Origin of the sequence: Bacillus andreraoultii (genome assembly GCF_001244735.1) — a bacterium.
Lineage (GTDB): Bacteria > Bacillota > Bacilli > Bacillales > Caldibacillaceae > Caldifermentibacillus > Caldifermentibacillus andreraoultii.
On the sequence record NZ_LN868937.1, the window covers coordinates 1,594,311 to 1,610,937 of the forward strand.

Below are 16,627 nucleotides of genomic sequence, written 5' to 3' on the forward strand. Positions count from 1 at the left end.
TAGAGGGTGAATGTAATGAAATTGAAAAACAAGTTAAAAATGTACGAGTCTTATTTAAATCCAATCACAAGTGAGCAAGAAATAGAAAAGAAAGAACAACAAGTAATAACAATTCCAAATTTAGAAAAATGGAATGAATTTGGGGTGAAACCATATATTTTAGAAGATGAATATTGTCTTGTTAGGGAAGTACGTTATCCAATTGAAACAAAACGGGGCAAATATACATTTCAAGATTATATGAAAGCAGTTGACGCGTGGCAAAATACACGAATTGAGCATCCACTTTCTACTAAAGGCTACAATTCCACGGACTTATTTTTCTTTGATACGGAAACAACAGGTCTTCGTGGTGGGGCTGGTAATACCATTTTTCTGTTAGGTTATGCTTTTATTGAACAAAATGAAGTCGTTGTTATGCAACATCTACTACCGGAACCAGGTGGAGAAATTCCGTTATATGATAGTTTTCTAAAATCAGTGGATTATACAACACTCGTTACTTATAATGGAAAAGCTTTTGATTGGCCACAAGTAAAGACTAGACATACATTAATACGTGAACATGTTCCGAAATTGCCGTCTTTTGGACACTTTGATCTATTACATGCTGCAAGGCGGCTTTGGAAGGACGAACTTCCTTCTGTCAAACTTTCAATCGTAGAAAATGAGATTTTAGAAATTAATCGTAACGATGATGTACCAGGCTATTTAGCCCCGATTATTTACTTTGATTTTGTTCGTACAAAAACGATGGATGGAATTATGAAAGTAATGGAACATAATGAAGATGATGTGTTATCTTTATTAATTCTATATACGCATATTTCATTCCAATTATTAGGCCTTGATAGAAACCAAACAGACAGAGAGAAATTAGCTGTTGGAAAGTGGTATTCAAGCTTGAATGAGAGTAGTACTGCAATTGATGTGTATGAAAATGCTCTGTCAAAACTTACCGGATCAAAAAAGTGGGAAGGTTTGTCTGCTTTAGCAAATCAATATAAGAAACAGAAGAGAACTCAAGAAGCAGTGAAACTATGGTGGGAATTAATTAATTTTGGATACGGTTTTGAAAAAATAAATGCCTGCGTTGAATTGGCGAAAGTATTGGAGCATAAGGAAAAAAATATTTTAAAGGCTCTGAAAGTATGTCATGAGGCAAAAAAAGAGATTCAATTAATGGAAGAACAAAATGATGGTAAACGAGACAAGTTGCTAAAAGAACTGGAAAAAAGAATCAATCGTCTAAACAAAAAATCAGATAACTAAATTGATTTTGTTCAGTTTTCTTATAAAAAATGATTGATGAACGCATCAGTTGGTATTAAAATAATACATTAGTTTAACAGATTTTTATTGAAAGTAAGGGAATATCATGCATCGAACATTTCTCATTTTATTTTTTGCAATCATTGTATCAACCGTTATTTGTTTTTCTGTTTTTAGGGATTCCATATCCAGTTTTATTCTTTGATGTATTAAGAAATAGGTAAAGATAAGAAAAATAGGTATTTTCATTAGTACATGTTCCCCTTATTCTACATAAGTTATTACTGTAAAGAGAATCTAAAAGAAGAAAGGGGAATAACAGTATGCCTGCATTTCCACCAAATGTGCTACCGCCAGTAGTATATCCAACTCAGCAATATGTAAATACGAATCAATTTACTCACATCGTACCACATATTCATCCGTCACATACAACTACGGTAAACCAACACATGTTTAAACATGAGCATTTTTGTCCACATACGCATTCGGTAGTGAATGAAGTGTGTCATCAACATTTAAATTGTTGCCCACCACCGATAATGCCGTTCGGTTGCTAATGTAAGCAGTTCAAAGCGGGCTAATCTTAATGATTGGCCCCTATTTAGTACTTTAGACCCTTTTTTATTGTGTTATAAAATTATAGTATATAATGATAGTTGTATACATATACAATACTATGTTCATGGCATCTTTTTTGCTTCAAGTAAATTGACAACAACAGTTTTTTTTGGAAAAATAAGATTATGATGAGCAAGATCGAGGTGAAAAACTTTGATACCAGACAATATTCAATTAACGTCGAAAGATATTTTAGAAAAAGAGTTTAAAACGAGTATGCGGGGTTATAATCAAGAAGAAGTCGATCAATTTTTGGATATAATTATAAAGGATTATGAAAATTACTCAAAATTAATTGAAACGTTAACGATTGAAAATCAAAAATTAAAAAAACAATTAGATGAAGCTCGAAAGCAACCACCACAAACAACTGGTGCAACGAACTTTGATATCTTGAAAAGATTAAGTAATTTGGAGAAACATGTTTTCGGTAGTAAACTTTATGATTAAAAAAACGGATACTCACATGCCTTTTTGATTAATTTAAAGTGTGTAGCATTTCACAGAAAAACTTTCCAGTTGTAATTAGGAACAATTACATATATAATTTTATTTGTCACATTAATAACGTTCGGGTAATCGCGGCAAAAAGATTTGCTGAGGAAAGTCCATGCTCGCACGGTGCTGAGATGCCCGTAGTGATCGTGCCTAGTGAAACAATAAGCTAGGGCAACTTGGTTACGACTAGGTTGACGGCAGGGAAAGAGCCTAAGTCGATTATGATATGGCTTGACTACCTTGAAAGTGCCACAGTGACGAAGCCTTGGAAGAAATGACAAGGGTGGAACGAGGTAAACCCCACGAGCGAGAAACCCAAATTATGGTAGGGGAACTTTCTCTAAGGAATTCAACTTAAGAGAGAGGCAGAGGTAATGACCTTTGCAGATAGATGATTACCACCAGAGTACGAGAGTCCTTTTGGATTTCGTTTGCAGTACGAAGGAACAGAACATGGCTTACAGAACGTTATTAATGGTAGAATTGGAGAAAAGCTCTCTTTCTAAATAGGAAGAGAGCGTTTTGTTTATATGTAAAGTTTTAAGTCTATACTAGTAAAGGTGATTTTATGAACAAATTTAAATTACTTGCAACATCCCCAATGGGTATAGAAGCAATTGTTGCAAAAGAAGTTCGTGATTTAGGATATGATTGTCAAGTTGAAAACGGAAAAATTACATACGTTGGTGATGCGTTGGCAATCGCCCGCAGTAATTTATGGTTACGTACAGCAGATCGTGTGAAAATTGTTATAGGTGAGTTTAAGGCGACGACATTTGATCAACTTTTTGAAGGGACAAAAACACTTCCTTGGGAATTATTTATTAACGAAGATAGTGAATTTCCTGTTTCCGGGAAATCAGTTAAATCTACTTTACATAGTGTTCCGGACTGCCAAGCCATTGTAAAAAAAGCAATCGTTGACCGTCTTAAAAGTAAGTATAGAAACACGATTTGGTTTAAAGAGACCGGTCCAAAAGTTCCAATTGAAGTTTCAATATTAAAAGACCGAGTAACATTAACAATCGACACAAGTGGTACCGGTTTACATAAACGAGGATATCGTGCATATCAAGGTGAAGCTCCATTAAAAGAAACATTAGCTGCTGCACTTATATTATTAACAAATTGGACTTCAGATCGTCCGTTTGTCGATCTTTTTTGTGGGTCTGGAACGATACCAATAGAAGCAGCATTAATTGGACAAAATATTGCACCGGGTTTCAACCGTGAATTTATAAGTGAAAAATGGCTTTGGATGGATAGTAAAGTATGGGATGAAGCGAGAATAGAAGCGGAAGACTTAGCTAATTATGATTGTCCATTACAGATTTTTGGCTCTGATATTGATCATAAAATGGTTGACATAGCGAAAGCAAACGCTCTTGAAGCAGGTTTAGGTGATTTAATTGAATTTAAACAAATGCAAGCAACGGATTTTCGAACTGAACTCCAATATGGGGTTGTCGTTTCCAATCCACCATATGGGGAGCGACTAGGTGAACGTGAAAAGGTAGAAAAACTATATCAAGATTTAGGAGTTACATTACAGGCTCTCGACACGTGGTCTATATATATGATTACTTCAAATGAAAAGTTCGAACAATTAGTTGGTAAGAAAGCTACGAAAAAACGTAAGCTCTTTAATGGCTTTATTAAAACAGACTATTACCAATATTATGGACCTCGAAAACCAATAGTAAAGTAACAGGCATTCCCATTATCAAAAAATGATGAGGATATTTAATTAAAGGAATAATTTGAATAACTTAACCCTATAATAGTATTACGATAATCTGTAAAATAGGGAAGGGATTCGTATGTATAGGAGTACGCTTGATTTTTCAAAGATCTCTAAGGCATTGGAGGCAACGTATTCTCAACTACAAGAGGAGCAAGGAAATACAATGGCATATGTAGAGATAAAGAAAGCTGAGGAAAGATTACAACAAGCTATACAATATACATTGAGTACACCGACAATAAGATAATTTTTCTAAAAAAGCAATCAAAAAAAGGTTGCTTTTTATTTCTTTTATCCAAATTATGTTAATATAGAAACATCAGTAGTTAGGGGGGAACGATGTGGTAGGGGAAAACATAAAAGAATGTGAAAAACAATTCCTAAACTATATAGAGAAAATCACTGCTTATGAAGAGGCTAATCATGTGATGTATTGGGACTTACGAACAGGAGCACCGAAAAATGGAGTTGAGAGACGTTCAGAAGTTATTGGGATGTTGTCATCTGAAATATATAAAATGAAAACATCAGATGACATGAACGATTTTTTGAACTTATTATTAAGCAATGAAGCAAAATCTGTCATCTCGACTATTACTTTGAAATCTGCCCAAGAATGTAAGAAAACGTATGACCGAATGAAGAAAATTCCAATTGAAGAGTATCAAAATTATATAACCTTGCAAACAAAGGCAGAATCTGTTTGGGAAGAAGCGAAAGAGAAAAATAATTTTAAACTGTTTCTTCCATATTTAGAAGAGCTTGTTAATACAACAAAAAGGTTTATTGAGTATTGGGGTTATGAGGAAAATAAGTATAATACTTTGCTTGATATGTATGAGCCTGGAATGAAGGTAGATATTTTAGATCGGGTTTTTAATGATTTACGAGATGGTATTGTCCAACTATTACAGCATATTAAGAAAATAGAAGGGGATCATGATATTTCCTTTATTCATCATTATTTTCCGAAAGATAGGCAGCGCGATTTTTGCATCGAAATATTAAAGCAAATGGGTTATGATTTTTATGCGGGCCGACTAGATGAAACGACCCATCCTTTTCAAATTACACTTAATATTGGAGATGCAAGAGTAACGAATAACTATAATGAGCGCGATTTTCGTGTCGCTGTTTTTGGTACGATGCATGAAGGTGGTCATGCATTATATGAACAAAATATTTCTAAAGATTTAGTTGGTACACCATTAGCTGAAGGGACATCAATGGGAATCCATGAATCACAATCTTTATTTAATGAGATTTTTATTGGAAGAAATCGTTCATTTTGGAAGAAAAATTATGATTTACTTAAACAATATGCGAGTGGACAATTTGACCATGTTTCGATAGATGACTTTTATCGAGCAATTAATGAAGTGAAACCGACATTTATTCGTATCGAAGCAGATGAGGTTACATATCCGCTACATATTATTATTCGCTATGAGATTGAAAAGGCGTTATTTAATGATGAAATCGAAGTGAAAGATTTACCTGAAATATGGAAAAAGAAATACGAAGACTATTTAGGGATTATTCCAAAAAGTGACCGTGTCGGAGTTCTTCAAGATGTTCACTGGGCAGGTGGGAGTTTTGGCTATTTTCCTTCGTATGCGCTTGGGTACATCTATGCTGCTCAATTTAAATTTGCACTGTTGAAAGATTTGCCTAATTTTGAACAATTATTAGAAAGTGGAGATTTACTGACCATCAAGGATTGGTTTAATAAAAAAGTTCATAAGTATGGAAAAATGAAAGAACCTATTGAGATTTTAAAAGAGGTTACAGGTGAAGGTCCGAATCCGAAATATTTGCTTCAATATTTAAACGAAAAATACGAGGAGATTTACGCTAACTAATTTTGAATAAACCCACCTATAATATCATATAGGTGGGTTAACTTGTCGGCTACGATTTAAACGGTTTAAGAAAGGGTAATCGAAGTTTCAGTCACCAATTGGTTACTCCACCGAATAGCTTTCATATAAGCTTCTGAAACCGCGTCGATATGAATATTCAATTGACTAAGAAGATTAGGAATGGCAGTCCAATCAGCTTGTTCAATAGCAATAATGACATTAAGTACTGACCGATAATCATTGTTTTCACCTAAAAGTGCGTCAACAATTTTATCTTTAAGAGGTAGTTTTTTTACAACTGTATGTATCGACACGTGTAATATACTGTCAATTAAAGAAAACATTCCTGTTAAAAAGAAACTAGACGACTCTTTTTTCCAATTCGTTTGTTCAGCTATTAATTCACAAAATTTCCCCCGAACTAAGCTCATAGATATAAGGTTCTCAGTTAAAGGGTCCTTATTTTTTTTCGAGTCTCTAAGTGACAGGATATAGAGCCAACGTCTAAATTCATTTAAACCTAAAAGCATAATCGCTTGTTTAATCGATTCAATTTTGTGGTACTTCACATATTGATTATTGATAAGTTTTAGTAGTTTAAAAGAGATGGATAGATCGCCTTCAATAATTTTTGCTAAATAATCAATATTTGGTTCAGGCTTTTTCGTTTCATCAATTAATAACAGGTAGGAATGAAATAAAGTTGGAATTTCTTGCCGTGTAAAAATAACGGGTTTTTGAAAGAAATACCCTTGAAAATAATCAAACCCTTCTAGTAGTGCAGTTTGATATTCTTCCTCTGTTTCCACTTTCTCAGCTAAAAATCGTAGTTGAAAAAAATCCTTTAATTTTATAATTTTTTTCCTCATTTCTTCATCCGTTGTCCTAAAATCCACTTTAATAATATCGACAAAGGGCAAAATTTGAAACGAATTTGGATTATTCTCGTCTAATTGATAATCATCTAAAGCGATTTGATATCCTAATTTTTTATAATATTTACAAGCAGCTATAATTTCTTCAGAAGGGTAAATTGTTTCTAAAATTTCAATCACTAATTTAGATGGCGGAAAGTTTTCAGGTATATGATTTAATAATAAATTTTCCGTAAAGTTAATGAAATAGTAAGTATGATTTGTTAGGTCATCTAAGTCAAAGTTTAAAAAACTATTCACTAAAACATCTGCAGTGGCTAGATCGTTATTTAAAGAAGCAGTATTACGATTAAAGTTATTTCGAAATAGTAATTCATATCCATATGTATTGTTTGAGCGGTCAAGAATTGGTTGCCTCGCAACAAAAGTTTTCATACTTTTAGCCCTTTCGTTATAATTCTATATTTATACTATAATATTTATACGATTAATTCCATTGAAATATATGGGTAATTCAAGGATTTAGGAAGATTGTCATTTTTTAATCAGTTAAAATAGGTATTTTGTCCTATATTGTCGAAAACTCGTATTCGATATAATATTAGTATAAAAACTGTGACGGAGGGTCAAAATGTCAAATTGGTTAACCCCTGAAGAAATTGCCCGTAAAAGAGATTATCGGAAGAAAGCGTTATATATTTCTATACCAATCATTGGTGCAATTTTAGGTGCTTTAATCGGTTTAATCTCACAATTTATGTAAGTAAATGTATGTTTGCTGTGCTATAATTATATTAGGAATTTCTATTAAATAAAATCACTCGTATAATCGTGGGAATATGGCCCACAAGTTTCTACCAGATTACCGTAAATAATCTGACTATGAGTGGGCAATGATTCTATGAAAACATTTGGTGTAAATAGATTTATTTCAACGAACCCAAAGGTATTGCTCACTTAATCGTATGTGGGCTACTTTTGGGTTTTTTATTAAGATAGTTTTCTCAAAGATTGTTGCTTTTTCAAGGAGAAATAAAGCAAGAAGGCGACTATCTGAACTCAAAGAAGCAAAATCAGAGTCCTGCCCTAAGGATGTGCGTCCTTGGTGAATAACAACAAAGTTTACGAAAAAGGTTTTTAAAAATATATAGAAGAGGTGCGATATGAAGTTATTAGAAGAAAAAATTAAACTAGAAGGTCAAGTACTATCTGATTCTGTTTTGAAAGTGGATAAATTTTTAAATCATCAAATTGATCCAGAATTAATGTTTGCAATCGGAAAAGAATTTGCCAATCGTTTTAAAAGTATTCATATTACGAAGATCTTAACGTTAGAATCGTCAGGTATTGCTCCGGCAGTAATGACTGGCTTAATCTTAAACGTACCAGTATTATTTGCAAGGAAGAGAAAGTCACTAACGATGATTGATCAACTTTATACTTCACAAGTTTATTCATTTACAAAACAAGAGAATAATGAAATATCCGTATCAAAAAAACTATTACAAGATACAGATTCTGTCCTCGTTATTGATGACTTTTTAGCGAATGGTCAAGCTGCAAGAGCTTTAATGGATATTGTGAGTCAGTCAGGAGCAAACCTAGTTGGTATTGGTATCGTTATAGAAAAAGTATTTCAAAACGGTGGTCATTTATTAAGAAAAGAAGGCATTCGAATTGAGTCTCTTGCAAAAATCGCTTCATTAAAAGACGGTAAGGTGTGGTTTATACATGACGAGGAGGAAAATGAAAAATGAATTTATCGAAGTCGAAAATTGCATCACTTGGGATTCAACATGTGTTAGCTATGTATGCAGGTGCTGTTATAGTACCACTAATTATCGGTAAGGCTATTGGTCTAACAGCACAACAATTAACATATTTAGTATCGATTGATATTATGATGAGTGGGGTCGCAACAATTTTACAAGTGTGGAAAAATAAGTTTTTTGGGATTGGTTTACCAGTTGTTCTTGGTTGTACGTTCACAGCTGTTGGCCCGATTATAGCAATTGGTGACCGATTCAGCGTAGGATCGATTTATGGAGCAATACTTGTTAGCGGCCTTTTTGTCATGTTCATTGCAAAATATTTTAGTAAACTTGTTCGTTTTTTTCCACCTGTTGTAACTGGATCTGTTGTGACAATCATAGGAACAACTTTAATACCAGTAGCTATGAATAATTTAGCAGGTGGAGATGGAAGTAAGGATTTTGGATCATTAGAAAATGTATTGTTAGGATTCAGTACGCTCCTGATTATTATTTTAATTTTTCGTTTTTACTCAGGTTTTATCCGATCAATTGCGATTTTAATCGGTATTTTATTTGGAACGATTGCATCATCATTTATTGGCATCGTTGATTTTACTTCAGTTAGAGATGCATCATGGTTTCATATTCCAAAATTATTTTTTATTTCAACACCAGAATTCCATATCACTCCAATCCTTACAATGATTCTTGTTGCTGTCGTAAGCTTAGTTGAATCCACAGGTGTTTACTTTGCGTTAAGTGATATTTGTGATCAGAAAATAAGTGAACGTGATATTGCAAGAGGTTATCGTTCGGAAGGGCTCGCGATTTTCATTGGCGGTTTTTTCAACGCTTTCCAATATACAACATTTTCACAAAATGTCGGGTTAATGCAATTATCAGGAGTTAAGACGAAAAATGTTATTTATACTGCTGGTGGACTACTCGTTCTTCTAGGTTTAGTACCAAAAATCGGCGCGTTTACGACAATCATCCCCCCGGCAGTGCTTGGTGGAGCAATGGTCGCTATGTTCGGTATGGTTATTGCCTCAGGGATTAAAATGTTAGGTCAAGTTGATTTTTCGAAACAAGAAAATTTGTTTATCGTTGCTTGTTCTGTTGGATTAGGATTAGGGGTAACGGTTGTTCCAGAAATGTTTCGTTCATTACCTGTAGGTTTACGAATTTTGACTGAAAGTGGGATTGTCCTCGGTAGTTTAACAGCAGTTGTCTTAAACATTCTTTTTAATGTACTAAAATCAAGTAGTTCGACAATCTTTATTCAAAAACAGAAAATATCGTAATGGAATGAGACTGTTCTAAATAAAATGGAATTCATTTTCTACTTTATTTAGGACAGTCTCCTTTTCACATCATAAAGAAATGCACATAAATTATTATTAAAAAAATGATAAGGAGAGGTTCTATGAAATATTATTGTGATTTTTGTTTATCAATTCAAGAATCCTCAACAAAATGTACAAAATGCGGAGAAATAAGATTCCAGCCGATTATAATTGAAGTTCAAACACAAAAAATCAATGATGAAGAGTTTGATCTATAAAATGGGCTTCACTACTTACACAAACATCGTATCATAACTCATGGATAGAAACCCTTTGTTTTCTTGATGGAAGTTCGTTATGCGGCTTCCTCAATCATAAAGATAATGTTGAGGTCACCTATTGTTTGAATTGATACGGGTAACTTGATGGCTTTTTGAAAACCGTATACTTTAGAACTACCAATAAAAATAGTCGGAGGAGTAATATCAATTGTAATTCCTTTATTAAATAAGGTTGTACTTAAATTTCCAACAATCATATTACCAAATTCACCTGCAAAAGATTCAAGCATTTCACCGAGAAGTGGCATTCCGAACATTTTCTCACCGATTTTACTAAATGTTCCCTCATCACCAGTAATTAAGATCCGCCCTAAAACATCCCCTGTAATACCGATAAAAACTCCAATTGCGTCGTGCTGAAAAGGTTGATTGAAAGAAGATGGATTCGATATCTCAAGAGGTGTTTGCACGACGTTATTGAACGAATGAATCGTACTGTTTAGAATATTCGTTATTTTCTCGCTAATACTCATTTTCTCACCTCACTTTTTATTCTTATACTGAAGCACCGATAGGATTTCCCTTGTCAATAAGAACAAATGATGATATATTTTTGCAAAAAATTTTACGTAAAAGAATTATCCGGATTTCTATATATTTTTTGCAGTTTCTTTGATATTCGTCATTTTTCGTGTGCATTATTATTTTATCAAATTTTATTAATATAAACCGTAATTAATAATATTTTTCATAAAATTTTTATGGTAGGAAGTTTAGTAACCCGTAGTTATTAGTAGGAAAATAATCGAAAACCATATAAAATAAAAATATCATTATTATTCACAGGTAATGTCAAAAGTTCTATGAAAAACGGATAAGCAAACAAGATTTATTCCGAAATAAGGTGGAGAACCGTCGCCATTTGCCCTTGACAAACACGCCGATGGTTTAAGTTAGGTGTAACAAGGGCGAAGGGAACTAAATTAAGGCATGACAAATACGCCCTTGTTTTCCGAAAATTTTAAACCATCGGCTAGTTCGGTTTGTCAAGGGTTCGCTTCGCCAAATGGCTGGTTTGAATGTTAAACCATTCAAGGGCTCAGCTAAAGCTAAATTTAGGCGGCTTGTATTTCTAGAAGCCATTGTTGAGCGAGTTCAATCATTTTTGTCCAACGTGCCGGCATGTGTGGCAATTTGGAGAGTTCTGGGATCATAACTGGCACTTTATTCTCCAGTGAAGCATGTGGCCTGAGAAAGTTAAAATATGCTACGAATAAAGTCACATAGGATACCGATCCCTTTTCTGAACCAAACCCATGTGTAGCCTTATAATTACCCTTAAAAGTACGATTGAGTCTCTCAATAATTTGTTTAAGCGGTCGATATTCCGTTGAAACAGGATCCTCATTGGTTAATCCAATGACTTGCTTCACATCAAAGTGGATATCGTGCTGGGCAAAGAAGTGTTGAGCCAAAAGGTAAATAGGATTCCCATCGACCACAAAAGTAAGATCTTCTGGAATCTCTTTTAGCTTAAGCAATACTTCATCAATGGCTAATACAGCTGCCTGTGTATCTCGGTTTGGTGAAACAGGATACGACAAAATAATCTTTTTTACGGTATCAAAGAAGAAGAACAAGTAATTCCAACGTCCACTCACACGGATATACGTTTCATCACCGCAAAATTGATTGGAAAGCTCATACGGATAATGGTCGATAAACGGTTTCATTATGAGCGCGACACTGTTTTCGTAGTTTAAAATACTTTGGTGAGAAATAGAAACTCCGTGAATATCATTCATAATGGCCGCGGTTTTGCGCGCTGATAAGCCGTAGTTTACGTGATAAGTCAAAATAAGTCCCAGTGTATGCGGAGACACGTACAATTTCGATAAATCTACTTTCGGTAACTCTGGAGACTCTTTCGACAGTGGCTTATAGTCGAACTTAAACAGGCGAAATATATAGCGCATTTTGAACGCTTGTGGGTCTTTTTTGAACGGTTTCTTCTCTTCTTTCGAAAGACCTTTTAACTTCTTTTGGTAGTAAGAACATTGATTATTTTTACACTTGAAAACATCAAAATCTTTTCGTTCTTTTATCTTTTCAAGTGTTTTTGAACAGTGAGGACATCGTAAAATGGCCTCTTTCAAATAACGATTCTTTTCGCTAAACAAACACGCACACACTTTACATTGATATTGTCCTTTATCTCCATTATTTGCATAAAGAAAATCAGAAGGAGCACCACACTTTGGACAATTCAAATGAGAAGGCACACAAACTTTGGCGTTTTTATGTCTACGAACCGGTTTTAATGGTTTCCCGTGTTTTTCTAGAAAATCATTAAGTAGTTCTTGATAATCAAGCTTTTCAAGTGTTTCAACAATCGGAAGCTCATCCACCTGTAGTTTTCGATAAGGCTTGCTTATCGGTTTTTCTTCGGGTTTATCAAACATACTCTTTCCAATTAAAAGAGTCTGTAAAATTTTGATAGTCTCATCTTGGTACTTGATAAATTCAAATAAATAGGTTAATAATTGAGGATACAGACTTGTTCACTCCAATCTTGTTAGTTGTGTGTGTGGTAACCTCAATTAACCATAGATTTTAGGGGGTGGCAAGTCTTTTTTTGTTCAATGCCTTATAAATCAATGGTTGTTAACCTATTTAATATAAAAACTTTTGACAATACGTATTCACACAAAGGGGTTACAAAATGAATTCAGTTACAGTAAATGCAAAAGAGGATACAAAACTTCTTAACAAGTTATATCAATTTTATCGGTTTTATAGAGAAGAAGGAGACTTAAAAACCGCAGAGAAAATTGTTGAGTTACTAATGAAAGTAACAAATGATGAAAGGATTGTTGCGTTTTGTGGGCATTTTTCTGCCGGGAAATCGAGTATGATTAATAAAATTATTGGGAAAGAAATATTAGCATCTAGTCCGATTCCGACAAGCGCCAATCTTGTTAAACTAAAGGTAAGTGATAGGTCAACGATAAAAGTATTTTTTCAAGATGGTGTTATTCGCGAATATCCAGCGACAATACGTTATGAACAGTTAAAAGAGTTTTTTAAAGATGGTAAAAAAATACGTTCGATTGAAATAGATGTACCATCTAAAAGCTTACCAAATGGTGCAGTTATTATGGATACACCAGGTATTGATTCGACTGATGATGCTCATAGGCTTGCTACTGAGTCTGCCCTCCATTTAGCGGATGTTTTATTTTATGTTATGGATTATAACCATGTTTTAGCAGAGGAAAACTTTTTATTTACAAAAGAAATGGTCGAGCGAGGAAAAGAAATATACTTAATAGTCAATATGATAGACAAACATCAAGAACAGGAACTTTCGTTTACAGATTATAAGAAATCAATTGAACATGCATTTCATGAGTGGAATATATTTCCAAAACATATTTTTTATACAAGTTTGAAAGAAGAAAATCATATTCACAATGATTTTCAAGATGTATTGAAAGAAATTCAGGAACAATTTACGAACACACAATCATGTCTCGATGGGTCAGTAAACTTACTAATGGAAGAGCATCTGAGAAAAAAACGAGATGAGCAAGAAGAAATACGGGAGCAACTGGAAAATGTATTATCCTCATTATCATTTGAAGAACGAAATAAATTAGAAGAAAAACTAACATTGCTAACGAAACAAATTCAAGAAAAAGAAGAGCAGCTGAATCATTTTTCAATAAACGTAAACAAAGACTTGCAAGCCGTATTAAAAAATGCTTATTTAATGCCTTCTGAAACCCGTGAATTGGCAAAGGAATACTTAGAAACAGAACAAAAAGATTTTAAAGTAGGTCTCTTTTTTGCTAAGAAAAAGACTGAAGAAGTAAAAGTGAAAAAATATGAGGCTTTTTATAAAGCAGTTCAAGAAAATGTAAATACGCAAATACTTTGGCATCTAAAGGAATTATTCGGAAAATATATGAAAGAAAATGGTATGGAGCAGATGAGTTTAGCAGTGAAAGTTCAACATCTGTCTATTCCATTGCCAAAAGACGTCATTCGTAGTGCAGTGAAACGAGGAGCACTTGTAACAGGGGAGTCAGTACTTAATTTTACGAAAGATGTAACGGACAATATAAAAAAACATGTCACTCATTTCATACAGCCAATACTTGGAGAGTTTGAACAAGAACTTAGCCGCGATGTAAAAAAAGAACGGATAGAGTTAGAAGGAAAGAAAGAACGATTACGAACTTTAGTTACTGCAAAACAGCAGTTAGAACAATTAGACGTTGAATATCAAATGGCAAAAGATCGTCTATATGAGATCCACACGTGCTCAAATAGCGATTTAAATGAAGAAATAATGAAAAACATACAAGCATTAACACAAGTGAATCCAATTGTTGAAATGATAGATGAGAAAATGTTAGCAAATAATGTTGAACGAAAAGAAAAGAAAGAACCGGAACAACATTTGGGAGAATACGTGGATGAAGATCCAGCCATTGAGTTTCATGCGGAACAACAACAAATGATCCATAAATTGACAAAAACAGCACAGTTACTTCGGGATGTCCCGACGATGGAGAAAGTAAGTAAACAATTGATGGAAAGGGCAAAACGTTTAAAAGAGAAACAGTTTACGGTCGCTTTATTTGGAGCTTTTAGTGCGGGGAAATCATCTTTTGCAAATGCATTAATTGGAGAAAAGCTACTGCCGGTTTCACCAAATCCGACTACAGCAACAATTAATCGTATTTTACCAGCAAATGAAGCGCATCCGGCAAAAACAGGGGTAGTCACCTTAAAACGTACAGAGCAATTACTTTCCGATATTAATGAGGCGTTAGAAATTTTCGGAATGCAAGCGGCGAATCTTGCTGAAGCATATGAAACTGTTAACAAGTTAATGAAAAAAGAAAATGAGCGGAAAGAGTTTCAAACGCAAATTTCTTTTCTATCGGCCTTTGCAAAAGGTTATCCGATTTATAAAGATGAATTAGGAAAACAATTGTCGGTAGGTGAAAACGAATTTAAACAGTTTGTTGCTGAAGAAGAAAAATCTTGTTTTGTAGAAGCAATTGATTTCCATATTGACTCCACGATTACAAATCATGGCATTACTTTTGTTGATACTCCAGGAGCTGATTCAATTAATGCGCGACATACAGATGTTGCTTTTGAATATATAAAGAATGCTGATGCGATTATATTTGTTACTTATTACAATCATGCATTTTCAAAGGCGGACCGTGAGTTTTTAATTCAGCTTGGACGAGTAAAAGATCAATTTGCTCTTGATAAAATGTTCTTTATTGTTAATGCGATTGACCTTGCCAATTCAGAGGAAGAACTTAATGATGTGGTAATTTATGTTCAAGACCAGCTATTATCATATGGAATTCGTAATCCGAAAATTTATCCAGTCTCCAGTATGAATGCGTTAAAAGAAAGACGGTCCGGGAAAAATTATGATTCGAAGTTTTTACAATTTGAGCAAGGATTTTATCGATTCATTTCCTATGATTTAGGGAAAATTGCCCTTACAACAAGTAAAAATGAGTGGAATCATGCTGTAGAACGATTACGGCATTTAGTTGAAACAGCGAATACGAATCAGCAACAAAAAGAAGAAAAGCGGAAAATATTATTTGAAAAACGATTAGAAAGTGAAAAATTAATAAAAGGATATACAACCTCATTATTAGAAGACCAAATAAAACAAGAATTAAATGAATTAGTCTATTATATTCGGCAACGTGCCAATTATCGTTTTAACGACTTTTTCATTGAAGCATTTAACCCTGCGACAATTAAAGGTAGTGGAGGTGAAGTAAAAAAAGCACTTGAACGTGCTTGTAAGGAATTACTTCAATCGATTGGTTTTGATTTAACTCAAGAATTGCGTGCTACTTCTTTACGTTTGGAAAACTTCTTATCTATGAAGTTAAACCAAACATTTGAACATATGACAAAGCGGCTTTGCGAGCTAGATGATAATTTATCCTATAGCTTATTTGAAATGACTAGGATAGACACACCAACTTTTACAAATGAATTAAAAGATATACCAATACAAGAATTTTCAAAACCGCTTTCGATGTTTAAGAGTACGCGGACATTTTTTGAAAAGAATGAAAAAAAATTAATGGCTGAAGCAATTCAGACAATAGTAGAAAAACATATCATTAAATATATACAAAAAATGGAAGCTAATATTTTAACGCTATTTTCTAAAATATTAAGTGAACAATTTAAACGATTACTAGATCAATTATTACTAGAAACAAGCGAACAATATGAAGGTTTTGTAACGATTTTAGAAGACAAAATTGATTTGAACCATTTAAAAAATCGTTTAAATAAGGTAGAATTATTATTTGTGAATAACAATAGTGAACAGAAATTTGATTAGGTTGCCCTAACTTAATTCGAGTTCGTAA

General features: G+C 33.6%; 13 protein-coding genes, 1 other RNA gene and 1 riboswitch. Of the genes, 11 read left to right on the top strand and 3 right to left on the bottom strand.

Annotated features, from left to right (window positions below; translation table 11 throughout):
* The first annotated feature begins 15 nt into the window (after positions 1-15).
* From BN2144_RS12820 to BN2144_RS12835, 7 genes are all read left to right on the top strand, one after another.
* Positions 16-1,272, top strand: coding sequence for a ribonuclease H-like domain-containing protein (locus BN2144_RS12820; protein ID WP_033828652.1), 1,257 nt, complete (start codon positions 16-18; stop codon positions 1,270-1,272).
* A gap of 323 nt (positions 1,273-1,595) precedes the next feature.
* Positions 1,596-1,832, top strand: coding sequence for a CotD family spore coat protein (locus BN2144_RS19245; protein WP_075047835.1), 237 nt, complete (start codon positions 1,596-1,598; stop codon positions 1,830-1,832).
* A gap of 214 nt (positions 1,833-2,046) precedes the next feature.
* Positions 2,047-2,343 (top strand): cell division regulator GpsB, encoded by a 297-nt coding sequence (gene gpsB, locus BN2144_RS12825; RefSeq protein WP_033828653.1) that lies wholly within the window; start codon positions 2,047-2,049, stop codon positions 2,341-2,343.
* Between the two features lie 117 nt (positions 2,344-2,460).
* Positions 2,461-2,857: RNase P RNA component class B (rnpB, locus tag BN2144_RS19250), an RNA gene on the top strand.
* Positions 2,858-2,959: 102 nt separating this feature from the next.
* Entirely contained in the window at positions 2,960-4,099 is a 1,140-nt protein-coding gene (locus BN2144_RS12830; RefSeq protein WP_033828654.1) for a THUMP domain-containing class I SAM-dependent RNA methyltransferase, read from the top strand.
* 112 nt (positions 4,100-4,211) lie between these two features.
* On the top strand, positions 4,212-4,382 hold the full coding sequence (locus tag BN2144_RS19945) for a hypothetical protein (protein ID WP_154665512.1): 171 nt from the start codon (positions 4,212-4,214) through the stop codon (positions 4,380-4,382).
* A 94-nt stretch (positions 4,383-4,476) separates the two neighbouring features.
* On the top strand, positions 4,477-5,997 hold the full coding sequence (locus tag BN2144_RS12835; protein WP_033828655.1) for a carboxypeptidase M32: 1,521 nt from the start codon (positions 4,477-4,479) through the stop codon (positions 5,995-5,997).
* 65 nt (positions 5,998-6,062) lie between these two features.
* Here BN2144_RS12835 and BN2144_RS12840 read toward each other — a convergent pair whose 3' ends face one another.
* Positions 6,063-7,307, bottom strand: coding sequence for an EAL and HDOD domain-containing protein (locus tag BN2144_RS12840; RefSeq protein WP_033828656.1), 1,245 nt, complete (start codon positions 7,305-7,307; stop codon positions 6,063-6,065).
* A gap of 196 nt (positions 7,308-7,503) precedes the next feature.
* On the opposite strand from BN2144_RS12840, the gene BN2144_RS20635 reads away from it, so the two are divergent.
* From BN2144_RS20635 to BN2144_RS12850, 3 genes are all read left to right on the top strand, one after another.
* Positions 7,504-7,635, top strand: coding sequence for a hypothetical protein (locus BN2144_RS20635; RefSeq protein WP_268258035.1), 132 nt, complete (start codon positions 7,504-7,506; stop codon positions 7,633-7,635).
* 38 nt (positions 7,636-7,673) lie between these two features.
* A riboswitch (purine riboswitch) is annotated at positions 7,674-7,775 on the top strand.
* A gap of 260 nt (positions 7,776-8,035) precedes the next feature.
* Complete coding sequence (locus BN2144_RS12845; RefSeq protein WP_033828657.1) at positions 8,036-8,629, top strand: xanthine phosphoribosyltransferase; 594 nt, start codon at positions 8,036-8,038, stop codon at positions 8,627-8,629.
* Positions 8,626-9,930: a nucleobase:cation symporter-2 family protein gene (locus tag BN2144_RS12850; RefSeq protein ID WP_033828658.1), complete on the top strand. Its 1,305-nt coding sequence runs from the start codon at positions 8,626-8,628 to the stop codon at positions 9,928-9,930. The genes BN2144_RS12845 and BN2144_RS12850 overlap by 4 nt, the downstream gene beginning before the upstream one ends.
* Positions 9,931-10,267: 337 nt before the next feature.
* Here the strand turns inward: BN2144_RS12850 and BN2144_RS12855 are convergent, their stop codons facing one another.
* Both BN2144_RS12855 and BN2144_RS12860 read right to left on the bottom strand, forming a co-directional pair.
* The gene (locus BN2144_RS12855) at positions 10,268-10,726 is read right to left on the bottom strand and encodes a chemotaxis protein CheX (RefSeq protein WP_033828659.1); all 459 of its coding nucleotides are present in this window, start codon (positions 10,724-10,726) and stop codon (positions 10,268-10,270) included.
* A 582-nt stretch (positions 10,727-11,308) separates the two neighbouring features.
* Positions 11,309-12,748: a DDE-type integrase/transposase/recombinase gene (locus tag BN2144_RS12860; RefSeq protein ID WP_033826673.1), complete on the bottom strand. Its 1,440-nt coding sequence runs from the start codon at positions 12,746-12,748 to the stop codon at positions 11,309-11,311.
* 167 nt (positions 12,749-12,915) lie between these two features.
* Between BN2144_RS12860 and BN2144_RS12865 the strand changes: the two genes are divergently transcribed.
* Positions 12,916-16,599, top strand: a complete 3,684-nt coding sequence (locus BN2144_RS12865; RefSeq protein ID WP_033828660.1) for a dynamin family protein — start codon at positions 12,916-12,918, stop codon at positions 16,597-16,599.
* Positions 16,600-16,627 lie beyond the last annotated feature (28 nt).

Coding starts and splice junctions, on each gene's coding strand:
- BN2144_RS20635 (WP_268258035.1), top strand. CDS start 7,504: ATGTCAAATTGGTTAACCCCTGAAGAAATTGCCCGTAAAAGAGATTAT.
- BN2144_RS19945 (WP_154665512.1), top strand. CDS start 4,212: ATGTATAGGAGTACGCTTGATTTTTCAAAGATCTCTAAGGCATTGGAG.
- BN2144_RS12820 (WP_033828652.1), top strand. CDS start 16: ATGAAATTGAAAAACAAGTTAAAAATGTACGAGTCTTATTTAAATCCA.
- BN2144_RS19245 (WP_075047835.1), top strand. CDS start 1,596: ATGCCTGCATTTCCACCAAATGTGCTACCGCCAGTAGTATATCCAACT.
- BN2144_RS12840 (WP_033828656.1), bottom strand. CDS start 7,307: ATGAAAACTTTTGTTGCGAGGCAACCAATTCTTGACCGCTCAAACAAT.
- BN2144_RS12850 (WP_033828658.1), top strand. CDS start 8,626: ATGAATTTATCGAAGTCGAAAATTGCATCACTTGGGATTCAACATGTG.
- BN2144_RS12845 (WP_033828657.1), top strand. CDS start 8,036: ATGAAGTTATTAGAAGAAAAAATTAAACTAGAAGGTCAAGTACTATCT.
- BN2144_RS12855 (WP_033828659.1), bottom strand. CDS start 10,726: ATGAGTATTAGCGAGAAAATAACGAATATTCTAAACAGTACGATTCAT.
- BN2144_RS12830 (WP_033828654.1), top strand. CDS start 2,960: ATGAACAAATTTAAATTACTTGCAACATCCCCAATGGGTATAGAAGCA.
- BN2144_RS12865 (WP_033828660.1), top strand. CDS start 12,916: ATGAATTCAGTTACAGTAAATGCAAAAGAGGATACAAAACTTCTTAAC.